The organism is Micromonospora sp. SL1-18 (assembly GCF_047921505.1).
Classification (GTDB): Bacteria; Actinomycetota; Actinomycetes; order Mycobacteriales; family Micromonosporaceae; genus Micromonospora.
On record NZ_JBLROA010000005.1, the window covers coordinates 133701 to 151376 of the forward strand.

The 17676-nt window shown below is 70.4% G+C and carries 21 protein-coding genes and 2 pseudogenes; 11 read left to right on the forward strand and 12 right to left on the reverse strand.

Features of this window, described 5'->3' with window-relative positions; all coding sequences use genetic code 11:
* Window positions 1-8 precede the first annotated feature (8 nt).
* Window positions 9-818 carry an ABC transporter permease gene (locus tag ACNAW0_RS03920; RefSeq protein ID WP_416286304.1) on the reverse strand — a complete coding sequence of 270 codons (810 nt, stop codon included), beginning with the start codon at window positions 816-818 and terminating at the stop codon, window positions 9-11.
* Between the two features lie 11 nt (window positions 819-829).
* Window positions 830-1594 carry an ABC transporter permease gene (locus tag ACNAW0_RS03925; RefSeq protein ID WP_416286340.1) on the reverse strand — a complete coding sequence of 255 codons (765 nt, stop codon included), beginning with the start codon at window positions 1592-1594 and terminating at the stop codon, window positions 830-832.
* A gap of 286 nt (window positions 1595-1880) precedes the next feature.
* On the opposite strand from ACNAW0_RS03925, the gene ACNAW0_RS03930 reads away from it, so the two are divergent.
* The 3 genes from ACNAW0_RS03930 to ACNAW0_RS03940 all read left to right on the forward strand — a co-directional run bounded on the left by ACNAW0_RS03930 (window position 1881) and on the right by ACNAW0_RS03940 (window position 4676).
* On the forward strand, window positions 1881-3614 hold the full coding sequence (locus ACNAW0_RS03930; protein WP_416286305.1) for a lamin tail domain-containing protein: 1734 nt from the start codon (window positions 1881-1883) through the stop codon (window positions 3612-3614).
* Window positions 3611-4201 (forward strand): SH3 domain-containing protein, encoded by a 591-nt coding sequence (locus ACNAW0_RS03935; RefSeq protein WP_416286306.1) that lies wholly within the window; start codon window positions 3611-3613, stop codon window positions 4199-4201. The genes ACNAW0_RS03930 and ACNAW0_RS03935 overlap by 4 nt, the downstream gene beginning before the upstream one ends.
* Window positions 4202-4349: 148 nt before the next feature.
* On the forward strand, window positions 4350-4676 hold the full coding sequence (locus tag ACNAW0_RS03940) for a DivIVA domain-containing protein (protein WP_416286307.1): 327 nt from the start codon (window positions 4350-4352) through the stop codon (window positions 4674-4676).
* A 77-nt stretch (window positions 4677-4753) separates the two neighbouring features.
* On the opposite strand, the gene ACNAW0_RS03945 is transcribed toward ACNAW0_RS03940, so the two are convergent.
* The 3 genes from ACNAW0_RS03945 to ACNAW0_RS03955 all read right to left on the reverse strand — a co-directional run bounded on the left by ACNAW0_RS03945 (window position 4754) and on the right by ACNAW0_RS03955 (window position 6680).
* The gene (locus ACNAW0_RS03945; RefSeq protein WP_416286308.1) at window positions 4754-5401 is read right to left on the reverse strand and encodes a hypothetical protein; all 648 of its coding nucleotides are present in this window, start codon (window positions 5399-5401) and stop codon (window positions 4754-4756) included.
* A gap of 308 nt (window positions 5402-5709) precedes the next feature.
* Window positions 5710-5901 (reverse strand): DUF397 domain-containing protein, encoded by a 192-nt coding sequence (locus ACNAW0_RS03950; RefSeq protein ID WP_416286309.1) that lies wholly within the window; start codon window positions 5899-5901, stop codon window positions 5710-5712.
* Complete coding sequence (locus tag ACNAW0_RS03955) at window positions 5898-6680, reverse strand: helix-turn-helix domain-containing protein (protein ID WP_416286310.1); 783 nt, start codon at window positions 6678-6680, stop codon at window positions 5898-5900. Before ACNAW0_RS03955 ends, ACNAW0_RS03950 begins: the two co-directional genes overlap by 4 nt.
* A 225-nt stretch (window positions 6681-6905) precedes the next feature.
* Here ACNAW0_RS03955 and ACNAW0_RS03960 point away from each other — a divergent pair, with 225 nt between their 5' ends.
* Together ACNAW0_RS03960 and ACNAW0_RS03965 are read left to right on the forward strand one after the other, a co-directional pair.
* The gene (locus tag ACNAW0_RS03960; protein ID WP_416286311.1) at window positions 6906-7127 is read left to right on the forward strand and encodes a hypothetical protein; all 222 of its coding nucleotides are present in this window, start codon (window positions 6906-6908) and stop codon (window positions 7125-7127) included.
* Window positions 7127-7372, forward strand: coding sequence for a flavin reductase (locus ACNAW0_RS03965; RefSeq protein ID WP_416286312.1), 246 nt, complete (start codon window positions 7127-7129; stop codon window positions 7370-7372). The genes ACNAW0_RS03960 and ACNAW0_RS03965 overlap by 1 nt, the downstream gene beginning before the upstream one ends.
* A gap of 114 nt (window positions 7373-7486) precedes the next feature.
* On the opposite strand, the gene ACNAW0_RS03970 is transcribed toward ACNAW0_RS03965, so the two are convergent.
* Window positions 7487-8245, reverse strand: a complete 759-nt coding sequence (locus ACNAW0_RS03970; RefSeq protein ID WP_416286314.1) for a TetR/AcrR family transcriptional regulator — start codon at window positions 8243-8245, stop codon at window positions 7487-7489.
* A 110-nt stretch (window positions 8246-8355) separates the two neighbouring features.
* On the opposite strand from ACNAW0_RS03970, the gene ACNAW0_RS03975 reads away from it, so the two are divergent.
* Window positions 8356-9555, forward strand: a complete 1200-nt coding sequence (locus ACNAW0_RS03975; RefSeq protein ID WP_416286315.1) for a DUF418 domain-containing protein — start codon at window positions 8356-8358, stop codon at window positions 9553-9555.
* A gap of 87 nt (window positions 9556-9642) precedes the next feature.
* On the opposite strand, the gene ACNAW0_RS03980 is transcribed toward ACNAW0_RS03975, so the two are convergent.
* Window positions 9643-10575, reverse strand: a complete 933-nt coding sequence (locus ACNAW0_RS03980) for an ABC transporter ATP-binding protein (RefSeq protein WP_416286316.1) — start codon at window positions 10573-10575, stop codon at window positions 9643-9645.
* A 272-nt stretch (window positions 10576-10847) separates the two neighbouring features.
* Here ACNAW0_RS03980 and ACNAW0_RS03985 point away from each other — a divergent pair, with 272 nt between their 5' ends.
* The 3 genes from ACNAW0_RS03985 to ACNAW0_RS03995 all read left to right on the forward strand — a co-directional run bounded on the left by ACNAW0_RS03985 (window position 10848) and on the right by ACNAW0_RS03995 (window position 12545).
* Window positions 10848-11432: a matrixin family metalloprotease gene (locus ACNAW0_RS03985; RefSeq protein WP_416286317.1), complete on the forward strand. Its 585-nt coding sequence runs from the start codon at window positions 10848-10850 to the stop codon at window positions 11430-11432.
* Window positions 11433-11446: 14 nt separating this feature from the next.
* Window positions 11447-12181: a hypothetical protein gene (locus ACNAW0_RS03990; RefSeq protein WP_416286318.1), complete on the forward strand. Its 735-nt coding sequence runs from the start codon at window positions 11447-11449 to the stop codon at window positions 12179-12181.
* 265 nt (window positions 12182-12446) lie between these two features.
* Window positions 12447-12545, forward strand: coding sequence for a hypothetical protein (locus ACNAW0_RS03995; RefSeq protein ID WP_416286319.1), 99 nt, complete (start codon window positions 12447-12449; stop codon window positions 12543-12545).
* Here the strand turns inward: ACNAW0_RS03995 and ACNAW0_RS04000 are convergent.
* The 3 genes and pseudogenes from ACNAW0_RS04000 to ACNAW0_RS04010 form a co-directional block, all read right to left on the reverse strand.
* Window positions 12530-12928 carry a transposase gene (locus tag ACNAW0_RS04000; RefSeq protein WP_416286320.1) on the reverse strand — a complete coding sequence of 133 codons (399 nt, stop codon included), beginning with the start codon at window positions 12926-12928 and terminating at the stop codon, window positions 12530-12532. The two genes, ACNAW0_RS03995 and ACNAW0_RS04000, sit on opposite strands and share 16 nt — an antisense overlap.
* 161 nt (window positions 12929-13089) lie before the next feature.
* A pseudogene (locus ACNAW0_RS04005) lies at window positions 13090-13320 on the reverse strand (transposase family protein); the annotation flags it as partial.
* 551 nt (window positions 13321-13871) lie between these two features.
* Complete coding sequence (locus tag ACNAW0_RS04010; RefSeq protein WP_416286321.1) at window positions 13872-14225, reverse strand: hypothetical protein; 354 nt, start codon at window positions 14223-14225, stop codon at window positions 13872-13874.
* 51 nt (window positions 14226-14276) lie between these two features.
* On the opposite strand from ACNAW0_RS04010, the pseudogene ACNAW0_RS04015 reads away from it, so the two are divergent.
* Together ACNAW0_RS04015 and ACNAW0_RS04020 are read left to right on the forward strand one after the other, a co-directional pair.
* Window positions 14277-14462 (forward strand): annotated as a pseudogene (locus ACNAW0_RS04015) (hypothetical protein); the annotation flags it as partial.
* A 287-nt stretch (window positions 14463-14749) separates the two neighbouring features.
* Window positions 14750-15184, forward strand: coding sequence for a replication-relaxation family protein (locus ACNAW0_RS04020; RefSeq protein WP_416286322.1), 435 nt, complete (start codon window positions 14750-14752; stop codon window positions 15182-15184).
* A 10-nt stretch (window positions 15185-15194) separates the two neighbouring features.
* Here ACNAW0_RS04020 and ACNAW0_RS04025 read toward each other — a convergent pair whose 3' ends face one another.
* Complete coding sequence (locus ACNAW0_RS04025) at window positions 15195-15731, reverse strand: hypothetical protein (protein WP_416286323.1); 537 nt, start codon at window positions 15729-15731, stop codon at window positions 15195-15197.
* Window positions 15732-17624, reverse strand: a complete 1893-nt coding sequence (gene dnaG, locus ACNAW0_RS04030; protein WP_416286324.1) for a DNA primase — start codon at window positions 17622-17624, stop codon at window positions 15732-15734.
* Window positions 17625-17676: the final 52 nt, after the last annotated feature.

A 17676-nucleotide genomic window follows, 5' to 3' on the forward strand; every position in this document is an offset into this window, starting at 1 on the left:
TTAACCACCTACTTGTAGAGCAACCTGCCCATCCGGCGGGACGCCAGCGTGAGCATGACGGCGGCCAGCACCACCAGGTACGCCACGTCCAGCAGCCAGGACCAGCCGGAACCCTCGACACAGATCGCCCGGATCAGGTGCACCGACCGGTAGAGCGGGGTCAACTCGACCACCCAGTGCAGCACGGCCGGATACGCCTCGGCCGGCACGAAGGTGCCGGAGAAGAGGAAGAGGGTGAACTGGGCCGACCCCATCAGGTCGAAATCCTGCCAGCCGCGGATCAGGGTAGCGACGACCATGCCGAGCGCGCCGAACGCGACGCCGACCAGCATCGCGGCCGGGAAGGCGGCGACCGCCCGGGCCGCGGTGGTCAGGTCCATCGCCACCATGATCACCAGGAACGCGGCCGAGTAGAGGCTGCCCCGGATCATCGCCCAGCCCAGCTCGCCCAGGGCGATCTCGAACGGCTGCACCGGGGTCGCGATGACCCCGTCGTACAGCTTCATGAACTTCATCTTCCCGAAGAAGTTGAAGGTGGTCTCGGACAGCGCGCCGTTCATCGCCGAGGAGGCCAGCATGGCCGGGGCGACGAACGCCGCGTACGAGACCACCTGCCCGCCGGGCAGGGTGAGGTCGCCGACCAGCGCGCCCACCCCGACGCCGATCGAGAACAGGTAGAGCACCGGCTCCAGGAAGCCGGAGAGCAGCACCAGCCAGTACGCGCTCCGCAACGCGGTGAGGTTGCGCTCGGCGACCGACGCGGACCGGCGGGGCGCTCCCTCGAAGCTGACCAGCCGGGGCAGGACTAGACCGACCACGACACCCTCCCCTAGACGACCAGCGAGCGGCGGAACACGTGCCGGGCCAGCAGCCAGCCGGCGGCGGACCAGGCGGCGAGGTAGAGCAGATGTCCGGCGACCGGCCACTGCGGGGCGGTGCCGAGGGTGGCGGCCCGGCACAGGTCCACGCCGTGCCAGACCGGGGTCGCGTACGCCAGCCAGCGCAGCGCCTCCGGCAGCGACTCGACCGGGAAGAACACCCCGGCGAACAGGGTCATCGGAATCACCGCGAACCGGAACAGCAGGGCAAGGTAGCTGTCGCTCGGCACCGCCGCACTGAACGCGAAGGTCGGCGCGGCGACCGCGAGCCCGAGCAGCACCACCACCGGCAGGACGGCCACCGCCCAGGGCGAGCGCAACGCCCCGAACAGCGCCGTCACCAGCACGAACGCGGCGGCGCTGGTCAACACCCGGAACAACACGAAGGCGAGGTGCCCGGCAAGGATGTCCCCGATCCGCAGCGGCGCCGCGACCTGCGCGTGGTAGGTCCGGATCCAGCGGAGGTTGCTGTGCACCGGCCAGGTCGACTCCGCCATGGCAACCTGCAGGGCGGTGGAGGCGATCAGGCCGGGCACCAGCCACTCCAGGTAGGACACCCCGCCCACGCCCCGGTGCACGTACGCCCCGACGCCGACGCCGAAGCCGAGCACGGTGAGCACCGGCAGCAGGAAGGAGGAGAAGATCCCCGCCCGCCAGGTGCGCCGGTAGCCGACCAGGTGGTGCGCGAAGACCGTCAGCGCCGGGATGCGTGCCATCCCCGGCCCGGCCCGCTCCGCCACGCTCACCGCGACCACCCCCGCTCTCCGCCGCCCTGGCCTTCCTACCGCCCGGGTACGACAGACCGCGGCCACCCTACGACGGGCCATCGATGCTGTCGCGGCAGTTTCGGCCGGCTCCCGCCACCACCTGCACCCTGATCGCCAACCCACCGTTACCAGTCCGAAAGCTGGTCTTCGCGTTACCGACATCTATCATTGCGAATGTCCGGCCTCGACGCGAACCACCGCGTCGTGAAGATCGGGTGCCCCGGAGGCCAGGAAAATGCGTCATCCCCGTTCCCTCCCGCTGCTGACAGCGGGGCTCCTTGTCGCGGCCACCGTCGCGCTCGTCAACCCGCCCGCCGCGTCCGCCGCCGCGGCGGACGCCCCGCACTGCTCCACCGCCGGCACCTGGCGGCAGGGCGAGTTCAACATCTACTGGTTCGATGTGGAGCAGGGCGACTCTCAGCTCATCGTCGGGCCGACCGGCCGCACCATGCTGATCGATTTGGGCGAGACCGCGTACAACTCCACCACCAACAGCAACGCCGGGAAGGTGGCCCCACAGATCCGCGCCATCTGCGGCATCGCCTCCGGCCCGGTGCACCTGGACTACGTGATGGCCTCCCACCATCACCTGGACCACATTGGCTACGCGGGCAACCCGAACGACACCACGAAGTACGGCAACGGCCTCTACCAACTGCTCACCCCAACCACGAGCGGCGGCCTCGGCTTCACCGTGGGCGCCCTCTACGACCATGACGGCGGCGTCTGGACCGACACCAACGCCGACGGCACCTGCAACCCCGGCACCTCCGCCGCGCCGAGCAACGAGATCGCGTACCACAACGCGGGCACCACCTCGACCACCGCCGTCCGCTGGATGTGCTGGCTGTACGGGCCGGCCGCGCAGGCCGACCGGGCCAACATCGCCGGCAAGGTCCAGCGGATCACCAACACCGCCGCGTGGCCCTCGTTCGACCTGGGCACCGGGGTCACGTCCGCTGCGGTCGAGGCGAACGGCAAGGACATCAAGCAGGCCGACGGGGTGACCCCGGTCAGCGGCGACCACACCGCCGCCGCCGTCCCGCCCAGCGAGAACGACTACTCGATCGGCGTCCGGACCGCGTTCGGCCCGTTCGTGTACGCCACCGCCGGTGACAGCGACGGCGAGTACGCCACCAGCGCGAACGGCTACACGTACAACAACATCGAGGCGCTGCTGGCCACGAAGATGGGGTCGGTCAACGCGCTGCGCGCCAACCACCACGGGTCGGCACACTCGTCGTCCGACACGTACCTGAAGGCGACCACGCCCCAGGTCGGCTTCATCTCCTGCGGCGTCAACTCGTACGGCCACCCGGGCAACCGGACCCTGGACGCGTTCCGCTCGGTCGGCGCGGACATCTACCTGGCCAACAACCCGTGCGACACCAAGGACACCACGGGCGCGGCGATCAACTACGCGGGCACGCTGAACAAGAACGGCACCGTGCACCTGGCCACCACCGGCGGCGGCACCGGGTTCACCGTGGACTACGACCTGGGCAGCCGCACGTACACCACCCGGAACGGCGGAGGCGGAGGCACGGGCGGCGGCCCGACCAAGGTGAAGGTCAACGAGGTGCTGATGGCGCCCTCGGGCACCGGCACCGAGTGGGTCGAGCTCTACAACCCCACCACCTCGACGGTCGACATCGGCGGCCTGTACATCGACGACATCCCCAACGGAGGCGGGGCGCCCAAGCAGATCCCGGCCGGCACCAAGATCCCGGCCGGCGGCCGGTGGGTGATGGAGTTCGCGAGCGGGTTCCTCAACAACACCGGGCCGGAGTCCGTGCGGTACCTGAAGATCGTCAGCGGGGTGGAGACGGTCTACGACAGCTACAGCTGGACGCTGGGTTCCACCCAGTACGACAAGGTCTTCCACCGCATGGGCGACGGCGGGGAATGGTGCGGCACCATCTCCACCAACGTCACCAAGGGCGCCGCCAACCCGACCACCTGCCCGTGACGCCGCGACGGAAAGCCGTACTCGTCGGCGCGTTGCTGTTGGCGGCCGCGGGTATCACGCTCGCGGCCGCGGGCGGTCCGTCGGTCTCCGCCCGGTCCGCCACGCCAGCCCCGGCAAGCACCGGGGACGGGCGGCTGGTGCTGGTCAGCGGCCGGGACGACCACGGCCTGCTCGCCACCGAGCGGGTCCCGCTGCGGGACCGCCCGGCGGCCGAGGCGGCGGCGACAGGGGACGTGCCCGACGGCACCCTGGCCCGGGTGGTCGAGGTCCGCGGCACCTGGCTGCGGGTACGCGCCGCCGAGGGCCCATCCGCCGAGGGCTGGGTGGACGACTTCTTCCTGCGCGGCGGGGTGCACCTGGTGGGGCCGCCGCCGACCTGCGCGGTGCCGTTCGGCGACGGAACGCTGCCGGCGGGCGAGCAGGCGATCGTGCTCGACCTGCGGGAGGACCACGCCAAGGTGCGGATCAACCGCACCGGAGACACCGACTGGGTGGGCCGGTCCCTGGTCCGGGAACTCGCGCCGGACCGGTGCGGCACGCCCGAGCCGGACGAGCCGGCCGGCGACCATCATCACCACCACGACTGACCGCGCGGCCGGTCCGGCAACCCCGGGATGCCGGACCGGCCCGGGCCACTGTCGTGAACGACTTCTACCCCTTGGTCGACAGTGGGGCAGGGTGCAGGTGTGGCGCGGCTTGCATACGATCAAGCTCCATCGTCACCGGGAGGATCACATGGCCAACCTGACGCCGGCCGACGTCCGGAACGTCGCGTTCAGGAAGCCTCCGCTCGGCAAGCGAGGGTACGACGAGTGGGAGGTCGACAAATTCCTGGATGCCGTCGAGCAGACCATCACCGCGTTGACGGAGGAGGTGAGGTCCCTGCGCGCGCAGCTAGGACATGGGAGCTCCGAATCCGGGACCGATACACCGAGCGGTGGACCGGGGGCGGTGTCCAATGAGCTTGAGCAGATGAAGGAGCGGCTCTCGCGGCTTGAGGCCACCGTGGCGAATGCGGGCCTGAGGGCACCCGCAGCCGATCCCCTGTTCGGCGGTCGGTAGCGCCATGCGGGGGTGCGCCGAGCCGACGTACCCCGCATGCCATCCACCTCAGCTGCCAGCCAGCTTGGCCGTCCCGATCAGCCGAAGTGCGCGTCGATCACCGTCTCCGCGTCTGCCCGGCCGAGCCAGCGGTCGACGTGCAGGTGCTCCCCGGACCAGCTGACGATGCCGGTCCGCAGTTCCTCGCGGACCTCGTCCGCGTCCGGGTAGGCGCGGTCATCGAGCCGCCACCCCTCTGACTCCCCGGCGTCGACCAGCGCCGCGCTCAGCTCCACCGACAACGCGCGCCGGCCATCGCTGCCAGCGGGATCGCCGACCCTGACGTACAGGTAGCCGATCGCACCGCGGTCACTGCTCACCTCGGCGACCCGGCCGTCGAACCGCAAAATCGGGTCCCACCCCGATGGCGGCGCCTCCTGCGTTTCCCGCCACCGGCGGTAGGCGGCCATCCTCGCATCGTCCGCGCGCCGTTTGCGGCGGAAGGCCACCAGCGATCCGGCCCACATCAGCAGCCCGAGCGCGCCGCCGGCCCACATCAGGTCGCGGTCCTCGAGGGACCCGATCGACATCACCGCGACCAGGATCGGGTAGCAGCCCAGGACGAGGAGTATCGCCCACGGCGTGTAGAAGCCGGCGAGTCCGTGCCGACCCGCGAAGTCGAGGAACTGCGGCGGAATCTCCTCCTCGCCCTCCGCGCGTCGCGCGCGCTGGTCCCGGGCCCCCACTGCTCCTCCGCCCTCTACGGCGGGCCCACCGCTACCGGCCTGCGGCGAGCCAGATTGACACGTTCGCGAGGCGGTTGAAAACAATCTCCAACCGCACTCGGCCAAGCCAGTAGCGCACGCGTGCGAAGCGTCGACGGGGTGCTGCCTTCATCTGTTCCAGGGCAGCTCTTTCCGACCAATATCGCTCGGCAAGAATCATGGACGGGTCTACCAACGGTCTCATTCCGGGCTCCACGGGGATGGTCAGGGCGGTGACAGCCCCGCGTCCAACTGTGACCGGCAGTAGATGCCTGTCGCGCCGGAAGCCGCTACGGGCGCTCGGGAGCGTGCGCGACGAACGCGCGCCAGGCCTCGGGGCCGAAGGCCAGCACCGGACCGGTCGGGTCCTTGGAATCACGTACGGCGACCACGCCGGGGAGGTTGTCGGCCACCTCCACGCAGGCGCCGCCGCTGCCGTTGCTGCGGGTGCTCTTGCGCCAATGGGCGCCGGTCATGTTCATGTCTCCGCCACTTCCGCTATCAACTCAAGGGACTGCTGTTGCGATAGTGCCTCGCCACGGATCGACTCCCAAACCTCGACCATCTGCTGCACATACTCCGTGCGGTCGATCACCTGCCCATGGCGCTGCCCCTCCAGGTAGACAACATCCTCCCCGGCTGGCGAGGTGGCGATCACGAAGGGGCCGTCGAGGCCAGGGTAGGCGCCAGCCAGAAGCGGCACGACCTGGATTCGGACCCGCGGCAGGGCCGAGCCGAGCTTCACCAGGTGCCGCAACTGCTCGCGCATCACCTCAGGGCTACCGATCCGGCGGCGCAGCACGTACTCGTCGATGACCACGCTGAGCAGCGGCGGCCGATCCCGGGTGAGCACGGCTTGGCGGTCGATCCGGGCCGCCACCTGCTGGTCGATCTCGTCGGGCGCGAACAACCCGGCACCGACCAGGATGGCGCGAGCGTACCCCTCGGTCTGCAACAAGCCCGGCACATACACCGGCTCGTGCCAGCGCAGCGCTGTCGCCTCCAGCTCGATGCCGGCCCAGTCGCGGAACCACGGCACCACGGTCTCGCGGCTGATTCGCCGTTGGATGCGCTCGAATCGCCCGTCCGCCCCGAACACGGTGTCGCAGCGCCGCGCGAAGTCCAGGCTCGGCCGGCGTTCGCAGGTCTCCACCTTGGCGACCAGAGCACCCGAATAGCTCAACGCCTCGGCCAACGCCGTCTGGGACATGCCGCTGGTGGCCCGGGCCAGCCGCAACTCCTCCGCGAAGTGGTCCAGCATGGACGATCCTTCCACGGACAGCCTCCGTACATCTTCGTACCGCCTTGGGTCGCCCGGCAGACGCGCTGGTCGTCGGTGCGCGGGACCTCCCACCGTAGTCGCGTCCTCACCAGACTGTCATGCAGCGGAACCGCTCACGGGATCGGACGGCGGGCGGAACCAGGCCGGAGGCGTCCCACGACAACGAGGTCCGGGGCGCCTCCCTCCAACCTTCACGGAGGCTCGATGATGCGACTCAGGTTCTGGCGCTGCGGGCGCCCGACGCCGCCCACCACGCTCCCCCGGCGTACGCCCAACGAACGCCCGGCGTGGGCGACCGCCCCGACGGAGGTCTTCCCCGTCAACGGCCCGGGACGTCCGGGGCGGCTGACCCGGGCGCAGGAGTGGCGGGCGAACGGGGGCCGCTGGCTGCCGTCGCCGCGTGGCTCAGAGGAGGGCACACGCTGATGCCCCGCTACCGTCCGCACGTCGCGGCGCGCCCGTCGTGGCGCTGCCGGGTGTGCGGTGCCGCGTGGCCGTGCTCCCCGGCCCGGCTGGCGCTGCTCGGCGAGTATCGCGAGAACCGGACGGCCCTGCTGATCTACCTCGCCACCCTCATGCACGAGGCCGCGATCGACCTGACCGGCCAGTGCCCGCCGGAGCGGCTGACCGACCGTTTCCTCACCTGGGCCCGGGTGCGCGATCAATCGTGATGGTTGGCAGCTCAGCTGGCCGACACGCCGAGAGAGCAGCAGCTGCGCCGCCACCGATCGTGGCCCGCTGGACCCAAGCGGGTCGGCGCGGGGGGCCTCCGGTATCGGCGATACTCAGGTGTCGGATTGCGCGATCCGGACCGCGACGCCGTCGAGTATCAGTTCGAGCCCGAGCGAGAAGTCGGCGTCGGCGATCGCCGTGTTGGGGGTGTCCGACGGTGGTGCCTCGAACAACATCGAGGAGAACAGGCGGGCTGTCTCCGGGAAGCGTACGGGGTCGACGAGCCGGGCCATCGCGCGACCGTAGTCGCGCTCGGCGTCGGCCTGTCCCTGGCCTTCGGCTCTGCCTTCGGCGAGTTCGTGGTACTGCCGCACCGACTGGATCACGTATCCACTGATCAGCAACAGGGCACCGACCTTGTGGGCCCAGTCGAGGCGGGTGCGGGACATGATCGCCAGTGCGACCTCCATCCAGGCGATCTGGTACGGCCCGGAGGGTGGTCCGGAGGTGGGCACGCGGGTCAGCCACGGGCGACGCTGCATCACTGCGCGCTGAGCGAAGGCCCACCTGCGCAGCCCGTCGCGCCAGTCGTCGGTATCGAGGTCCGGTGGGGCGCCCAGAGCGTGGTCGGCCATGAGGGTGAGCAGTTCGTCCTTGGACCCGACGTGTCGGTAGAGCGACATCCCGGTGAAGCCGAGGCTCTCGGCGACCTTGGGTAGCGTCACGCCGCCGAGCCCGTCGCGGTCGGCGATCTGCACCGCGGCGGCGACGATGCGGTCGACGTCGAGGGCTGCGGGCCGCCCGAGACGCGAGGAATCCGGCAGCCTCCACAGCCGGCGCAGGGGCGCCGGAACGACGTCGTCGCTGGTCATGGCCCCCTCGTTCGCCCCTTGCGAAAACCAGGGACCATCCTGCCAGACCGCATTAGTATGCGCCTGATACTTTGTCATCGAAAGTAAGTGGTCCAGGGAGAGGGACGAGCATGAGCATTGCCGCCGCACCACGGACATCGAGAGGGCCGGTCCGGCGCGCCGAACGCGCCCTCGCACCGGACCTGGCCCGGGGAGCAATGCTGCTGATCATCGCGTTGGCCAACGTCGCCGGAGTTGTCTTCGCCGGCGAGCCGGGTCTCGACCCGATGCCGCAGGGCGCCGAGCGCGGCCTCAACTTCCTGCTCTTCGAACTCGTCCACGCCCGCGGGTATCCGGTCTTCGCCGTGATGTTCGGCTACGGCGTCATCCAGCTCGCCCGCCGCCAGGAGGCCGGCGGGGCGACGCCGAAGCAGATCCGCTCGGTGCTGTTGCGCCGCAACCTCTGGCTCGTCGTCTTCGGGTTCGCGCACGCCGCCCTGCTGTACTACGGCGACTTCCTCGGCGCCTACGGAATCGTCGGGATCGTGATGACCCTGGTGCTGCTGCGCCGCGGCGACAAGTTCCACCGCATCGTGCTCGTGCTGTGGGCGCTGTCGGCGGTCGAGATCCTGGTTCTCGGCGCCAGCGTGGTGAATGGCATTCTCGGAGGTTCGGGCGGGTCGGCCCCGCTGCCGGTCGGCCACGTAGATTCCCTCGCCGCGCCGGGGTACTTCGCATCCATGCTGGACCGCCTCGGCGAATGGCCGATGCACACGCTGAGCGTCCTGCCCTTCATCTTCATCACCTGGCTGGGCATGTGGGCCGCCCGCCGCCGCATCCTCGAAGACCCCGCCCGCCACAAGACCCTGCTCACGTGGACCGCCGTCCTTGGACTCGGCGTCGCCATCGCCGGAGGCATCCCGGCCGCCCTGGTCAGCGCCGGATGGCTGCACGTCGACGAGTCGACCGCCGGTCTGATGCTGATGCTCCACGGCGCCAGCGGCATGTTCGCCGGCCCGGGTTACGTGGCCGTCTTCGGCCTGATCGCGATGAGGGCCAACCGATCGGCTCCGGTCGTCGGCGCCCTCTCGGCCCTGGGCCAGCGTTCCCTGTCGGGATACCTGTTCCAGTCGGTGGCCTGGCTGGTCCTCCTGGCCCCCTTCACGCTCGCCCTCGGCGACCGTTTCAACAGCCCCACGATCACCGGACTGATCATCGCGGTGGCCATCTGGCTCGCGACCGTCCTGACCGCCCGCCTGCTCGACAGGCGCGGGCAGGCCGGCCCCGCCGAGATCGTCCTGCGCCATCTGACGTACGGGGCCCGGTCGTAGTTGCCGCACCGCACGGCCTGGCATCCAGCCGAGCCGTGCGCCCGGCGGTGGCTCCCGCGAGTTGTCGTCCCCTGTCGGGTAGCAGGCTCAGTCGATCAGGGTGCGGCCGGTGAGGTGGAGGAAGACGTCCTCCAGGCTGCTGCGCCGGACCAGGACGCTGGCCGGGACGAGGCCGCGGGCGGTCACCTCGGCCACCGCCGCGTCGCCGTCGGCCACGTAGAGCAGGATCCGGTCGGGCAGCACCTCGATCCGCTCCCCCAGCCCGCTCAGCTTGTCGGCGAACACCTCCTGCGACTCGGCGGCGAAGCGCAGCTCCACCACCTCCCGGGTGGAATGCTGCTCGATCAGGGCGCGCGGCGAGCCCTCCGCGACGATCCGGCCGCCGTCCATCACCACCAGCCGGTCGCAGAGCTGCTCGGCCTCGTCCATGTAGTGCGTGGTGAGCACCAGGGTCACGCCCTGCTGCTTGAGCCGGAACAGCCGCTCCCACACCAGGTGGCGGGCCTGCGGGTCGAGCCCGGTGGTGGGCTCGTCGAGCAGCACGATCGCCGGGTTGTTGACCAACGCGCGGGCGATGGTGAGCCGGCGCTTCATGCCGCCCGAGAGCGGCTCCACCTTGCTCTCGGCCCGCTCGGCGAGCTGCACGAAGTCGAGCAGCTCGGCGGCCCGCTCGCGGGCCACCCGGCGGGGGATGCCGAAGTAGCGGGCGTAGGTGGTGAGGTTCTCCCGGACGGTGAGCTCCGAGTCGAGGCTGTCGAGCTGCGGGCAGACGCCCAGCCGCGCCCGGATCGCCGGCCCGTCGCGGACCGGGTCCAGGTCGAGGATCCGCAACTCGCCGTCGGATGGCGGGGAGACGCAGCCGATCATCCGCATGGTGGACGACTTGCCGGCGCCGTTCGGCCCGAGGAAGCCGAACGCCTCGCCGGGGCGTACCTCGACGTCGATGCCGTCGACGGCGGTGAAGTCGCCGAACCTCTTCACCAGCCCTCGCGCCTGGATGAGTGGTCGCGCAGTGGTCACCGGCCGACGGTAGCCGCCGGGTCCGACAGACTCGACCGGTTAATGGCCGCACCCCTCACCGACACGGAGCACCGGGTCCACAATGATCAATGGAGAGCCACGCCACCTCCGACTCCCGACACAAAGTCCCTAATCAATGTATCCTGATCATGATTAACAGGTGTTTGCTATGGCGCTGACTCACCACCCTCCTCACCCATTGACAGCCGTCGTCCACTTTGGAATTCTCCCGAAAGCGGCCGCCGTCGGCGGTCCTGGTACGGGGAGATTTCATGGTCAAACGCACACTCGCAGCCCTGATGGCCGGCGTCATTCTCCTGGTCACAGACCTGGCGGCCGGGGCGCAGCCCGCCTCGGCGTACGCGACGTTCAACCGCCACAAACTGATCTACGGAGTGGGAAACTACGGGGCAAGCGATCAGTATTACTGGGTCGACTCTTCGGCATCCGGCTATTCCAGTACGATCGACACCGCGATGGACAACTGGATCTACACCTCGTCATACTGGGGAATCACGACGCCAATCTCGTATCTCCGGACTTCGACGAAGTCGAGCAGCAGGATGGACCACTACAAGGTCTCCACCGTCAACAGTTGGTGGGGCCTCACCCAGATGTTCAGCGGGTCCACACAGATCGACCCGTTGTCGGCGAACTGGGTGTGGGCGAAGGTCCTCCTTGACGGCGACTTCGCCAACTGCCCCAACAAGAAGGGGGTCATCGCCCACGAGCAGGGGCACAGCATGGGGCTGGCCCACGTGTACAGCGGAACGGCCGTGATGCGCGCAGACATCGGCGGTCTGTCCATCAACCGCGCCCAGCCCGATGACCTCAACGGCATCAACTACCTGTACTGAGGAGCACGACGACGATGACGAGGACCTTCAGGACGAAGTCCATGGCACTGCTGCTCGGCGTCGCGCTCACCAGCGGCCTGGCAGCCTGCGGCGGCTCAGCCGACCCTGAGGCGTCGGCGGCGGGGACGTCCGCCTCCTCCGCCCAGGCGGGAACCGGTGGGGATGCTGCTCCCGCGTCGGCCGACGCGCCGGTGGTCGTGCTCAAGGTGGCGGCCGACGCCGTGCTCAAGGAGGACTATGCGACTCTCGACCAGCTCGCGGCGAGCCCCAACGCCCGGGTGGTCGTCAGCGGCAAGGTCGTGGAGGCCACCCCGGTCTACCAGGAACAGGTCGCCTACACGAAGCTCATGGTGACGGTCACGAAGTCCAGCAGCAACAGCGTGGCGGTCGGCTCCACCGTCGTCGTCTACCGCGACGGCGGCCAGATCCCGCTGAGTCAGGTGCTGCCGGACCTCAAGTCCGACCAGATGGCGATGCTCCCCGCGTCCCCACCGGCCAATGCCGTCGTGGACTTCCGGTTCATGGGCTCCGAACAGAGCGCGGTGGGAGACGAGATCGTGGCGTTCCTCCAGCCCGACCCGAACCCGGGCCGCGCCGGGGCCTACCAGCTCGTCAGCTCGGTGCACGGCCTGCTCAAGCTCGACCGTAAGTCGAGCACCTACCACCGTCTGGGCGACGAGAAGCGGGCCGGGTACGAGACGTCGGCCAACACCGCCACCGCCGAGGCGTTCACGCGCCGCCGTTCGTGACGCGACCGCCCGACGCAGCCAAGGGTTCGTGACAGGAAGTGATCGGGCCGGATTCTCATCCGGCCCGATCACTTCGTACGGTCAGCGGGCGTTCGTGAACGTTGGTGGCCCTTGTGTGTTGAGCCGGCCGGGAGATCCGGCGCCGGGACGGCTGACGATGATGCTCCTGCTGCTGAAGGCGTGCTGGCGGACCACCGGCTGGATCCTCCCCGCCGTCTGCCTGCTGACCCGGGTGCTGTTCACCTAGCAGAGCGAGCTGATCCCGGTGCACGCGGAGGCGGCCAACTTCACCCGGGCGAGCGCGGCGAGCACCGACCCGATCCCGCTGCACCCGGGCGCGGTTCGGTACTACCGCGGCGGCTGATGCTGAACGAGATGAAAGTGATCGACGACGAGTTGGGCGTGGGGCAGCACCCTCCCGACCGCGGACTTGAAGATCGTGCACATGTCGATCGCGACGTAGCGCACCTCGTCACGCCATTGCTGCGGGCGTGCCAGGAACCAGTCGACCACGACCTGGGCGGTGCGGCCCTCGACCTGCCCGAGCAGTCCCTGTCCGCCGGACAGGTCCACGAAGCCGACGTGCCAGCGGTCTACAGCGGTCTGCCAGGTACCGGTCGCCTCGTCGAACAACCACGTCGGCCGGCCCCGGCGGACCTCGTCGATACCCAGCACCCGCACCGGTTGTGGCTGGGTGGGCAGCACCGCGACGGCGTGCGCGGTGAACGCCGCAGCGCCACCGGCCACGACATGTCATGATCACGGGCTGCCTGCACGATCGTGCGCCCGCCATCGGCGACAGCGGCGCCGGCCGCTGACCGTAACCGGCTGGTCAGCCGTTTGCGGGCCGGGACGGCGGCCACCGCTTCGGTGAACGACCCGCGCCGGCAACCAGGCTCATCACAACGCCAGCGGCGCTTGCACCACCGAAACCTCGGACGTCTACCACCAACGGGCAGGTCACGCGGCCGGGTCACCCGTCGGCCCTTCGACCTACGCGCCCGTGTTCCACACTCCGGACACCGCCGCGCCTGCTCATCAGCGGTGACCAGGTCCACGACCAGGCCGTCCGGCCCGTCCGCGACCCCAGCGACAGCCAGACCAGCAAGGCCCAGCAACCGATTCGTATCCTCAACCATGCCCGTGGCTCTTCTGTTGTGACCAACTTGCCTCGACAACAAGATGATCACCGAGGGCCACGGGCAACCTCACATCAGGGCGTCCACTCTAGACACCCCGGCGCCCCAGCCGACCCCCGCCAATGCGGGCGCTTCTGTCAGGAAGCCTGCCGTCTGACAGAACCTGACCGTGCGCCGTGGGGCTGTCAGGTTCGGCCTCCTGACAGAACCTGACAGCCCGGCGATGCCCACGCTCCTGTCAGGTCTGCGAGTCGGAGCGGGACCCGGCGGGACTGCGGTACACCATGCTGATCGCGGGCACCCGCCGAGTCCCGCTCGGCCCAGCCGGTACCGGGCGCGGGACTCATCGCCCCGAGCCACCGGGTCCCGCTGCGCTCTGGATCGAACTCGCTCGCCGGTCACCGGCGGGCGGGACCCGGCCAGCGGGACTGTCCGCTGTCTGGCCGTCGCCGAGGCGGCACCGGAGATAGAGCGTGGCGGAAGGTGGCTTCAAGCCGCCGCCTCCTGCCTCCGGGCCGGGCGGCCAAGGGGCCGGCTACGCTGCTCGGCGGCTACCGCCCGGCATCGGGTCTGCCCAAGAGCCCGAACATGTTGGCCCGGTGCACAATCTGCCCGTCACGCACGGCGGCGAGCATCGCCGCACACCGCTGTACCGGGACCAGCCCCACCGACCGGGCGACGGCGAGCAGTGCGCCGGGCAGGTCGATCAGGTCGTCCCGCTGGCGGCGTACCGGCCGGCAGGTGATCACCACGGTCCCGCCGGGACGCAGCAGCCGGTAGCTGGCGGCCAGGATCGCGGCGAACCCGTCGAGCAAGCGGGACCACCCACCATGGGCAAGATTGCCGCTCTCCCGGTCCCCATACTGGTGGTCCCGCTTGCGTACCCCGGTACTCGTCGCCCGCACGAGACCGTGAGTCCCGCGCCCGTACGGCGGCGAGGTGAGCACGAGTCCCACCCGGCCGACGCGCGGGAGCTGTCCCGGCACACCAAACCCGAGCTGGACGAGCACGATCTCGCGCATCTCGACGTCTACACCGCCCGGCCGCTGGTCGGCAACCGGGAGCTGCCCGGCTTCACCTACGTCACCAACCCACCGGCGCCGGTCGTGGGTGAGGCGACCGCGATCCGGCAGGAGTGCGCCGCCGCCCACACCCGCACCGGCGGTGAGCCGATGCAGCAGCTCGCCCGCACGGCGATGCGCCAGCGTCCCGCGACCGCGGGCCTCCGGGTCGCTCGTTCGGGGGCTCGGCTGGGTGCGGCATCGGGGGCTCGTCTGGGGGTGTCTGCGAAACGAGTCCCCAGACGAGTCCCCTGCACCTGACCTGTCAGGTGCCTGGCCTGCCCAAACCCACCCGATAACCCCGCCGAGATCAAGATCAACCTATCCAGACTCCCTACGGGATTCTCTCTCCACGGGGTGACCCATCTATGCCGCAATCGCGCTCTGCCAGTCTGCTGGCCATCTATCCCCACATCACCAGCCGTGACCGGCTCCTGCTCCAACTCCTCGACGACCACCAGGTCCTCACCACCGACCAGATCCACCGCATGCTGTTCCACGCCCGCCGCCCCTGCCAGATCCGGCTCGGTGAGCTGGCCGCCCTGGGCCTGCTGGACCGGTTCCGGTTCGCCCGCGACGGCGGCGGCAGCCACCCCGTGGCATTGGACCCTCGGCCACAACGGGCACCGGTTCCAAGCCGCCGCCCACCAGCGGCCCGAGCCCACCGTCGCACCAACCGAGTGATCAAGACCGTCGCCCGCGACGCATACGGCTTCCGCAACCCCATCAACCAGCGCCTCCGCACCCGCTGCGCTACCACCCGACGAACCCGAGGCCACCTCGACCCCCGCAAACTTCGCTGAGCCCTGATGCTCAGAGGTTCGCCGGGGCGTCGGCGGCCCGGGCGGCGGCGACCAGCCGCCCGGTCTCCGCGACCACCGCCTCGTCGTCGACGGGCGTGCCCGGGTCGTAGCGGACCGTCCAGGTCAGACCGTCCACCCCGGGCACCCGGCGGGCGGCGACCCGGCCGGCCCCGCCGGGCACCGGGTGGTGCGCGGTGTACGCGACCGAGCGGGTGACCCGGGTCCGCACCTGGTGCGGCAGGTCGCCCGGGTCGAGCAGCAGGTACGTCTCGGCCGGGCGGTCGGCGACGACCAGGTAGCCGTCGCGCTCGGCGACCCGGTCGGCCGGCGTGACGCTGAGCTCGCGCCCGGACCAGACCGCCTTGAGAATGTCGTGCCAGCCGATCCGCTGCCCCCGGCCGGGCAGCCAGAGCCCGAGGTTGCTGGCGACCACCACGCCGTCGCCCTCGCCGTTGCCGGCGGCGGCCCAGGCGAGCACCCGCTCCCCGGCGGCCAGCGGGGGCCGGGCGGCGGGCGGCAGCTTCGGCTTACGGTTGAACAGTCCCATTCAGAGCCCTCCGGCGGCCTGCTCGCGCAGCGCCCGCGCGTGCTGCTCCAGCGAGAGCAACTCGCCGAAGAGGGCGAAGTACTCGTCCTTGTTGCTCACCGGGTTGATCCGCTGGATCTTCGACTTGAGGTCCCTGATCCGGCCGGTCACGGAGCCCCACTGGAGCTGGGCCAGGGTGACCGAGACGTAGCGGGGGTCGGGCTCGCCGTCGATGCGCAGGGGCTCGACGGCCAGCTCGCCGACGAGGGCCTGGCCGGCCAGGTCGTCGCAGGCGTCCCGGACCTGCTCGATCCAGACCGCGCCGCCGGTGGCCGCCGCCACCCCGCCGGCCTCGGCGATCGCCGCCCGGACCGCCACATGCACCGGGTGCCGGTATTCGCCGGCCTCGACCGCGTCGAACATCGGGCCGGCCAGCACCGGCTCCTGGAGGGCGAGCTTCAGCGCCTCCCGTTCGACCAGCGACTGCGGGCTGTCCGCGGCCGGAGCGGCCGTGCCGGAGCGCGCCGGGGCGTTCGCCCCGCCGGCCGGTGGCCCGGACGCGGCGGCCAGCACCGCGCGCTGCACCGGCTCGATCTCCATGCCGAGGTCGCCGGCGAGCTTGCGGACGTACTCGGGACGCTTCTCCCGGTCTTTGATCTTGGCGACCAGCGGGGCGGACCGGCGCATCGCCTCCACCCGGCCGTCGACGGTGTCCAGGTCGTACCGGTTGATCACGTGGCGGAGCGCGAAGTCGACCAGCGGCTCGCGGCGGGCGACCAGGTCGCGGACGGCCAGGTCACCCTTGGCCAGGCGCAGCTCGCACGGGTCCATACTGTCGGGGCTGACCGCGATGAAGGTACGCCCGACGAAGCGCTGGTCGTCCTCGAAGGCACGCAGCGCGGCCTTCTGCCCGGCGGCGTCCCCGTCGAAGGTGAAGATGATCTCGCCGGCTCGTTCGTCGCTGTCGAAGAGCACCCGCCGCAGGACCGAGATGTGGTCGGCGCCGAACGCGGTGCCGCAGGTCGCCACGGCGGTGGTCACGCCGGCCAGGTGGCAGGCCATCACGTCGGTGTAGCCCTCGACCACGACCACCTTGCCCTGCTTGGCGATCTCCCGCTTGGCCTGGTCGATGCCGTAGAGGACGTGGGACTTCTTGTAAATCGGCGTCTCGGGCGTGTTCAGGTATTTCGGGCCGTCGTCGTCGTCGAAGAGCTTGCGGGCGCCGAGGCCGATCACGTCGCCGGTGAGGTCACGGATGGGCCAGAGCAGCCGCCGGCGGAACCGGTCGATCAGGGTGCCCGAGCGGGACGGCCGGGACAGCCCGGCGGTGACCAACTCGTCGTGGGTGAAGCCCTGCTGACGCAGCTGCTTGGTGAGCAGGTCCCAGGCGTCGGGGGCGAAGCCGCAGCCGTACCGCTCGGCGGCGGCCCGGTCGAAGCCGCGCTGGGCCAGGAACTCCCGGGCGGGACGGGCGCCGGCCGTGCCGAGCTGGGCGCGGTAGAACTCCACGGCGGCGGCGTGCGCGGCGACCAGCCGCTGCCGCTGCCCCTGCTGCGGCCGGCTGCGCGGGGCCGAGCGATCGTCCTCGACGTAGCGGAGCTGGAGGCCGGCGCGGGCGGCGAGCCGCTCGACGGACTCGACGAAGCTCAGGTGCTCGGCGTCCATCAGGAACTTGATCGCGTCACCGCCGGCCCCACAGCCGAAGCAGTACCAGACGTTGCGCGCCGGCGAGACGTTGAACGACGGGCTCTTCTCGTCGTGGAACGGGCACAGCCCCTTGAGGTTGCCGCCGCCGGCCGACTTGAGAGTCACCGTGTCGGAGATGACCTCGGCGATCGAGGTGCGCTCGCGAACCAACGCGATGTCCTCGTCCCGGATCCGCCCCGCCATCTCCGCCACCTCCTCGGCGTACATCCTGCCCTGCCGGGCCGACGATTCGGCGGTCGGGGGCACGGGCGTGTGGCGG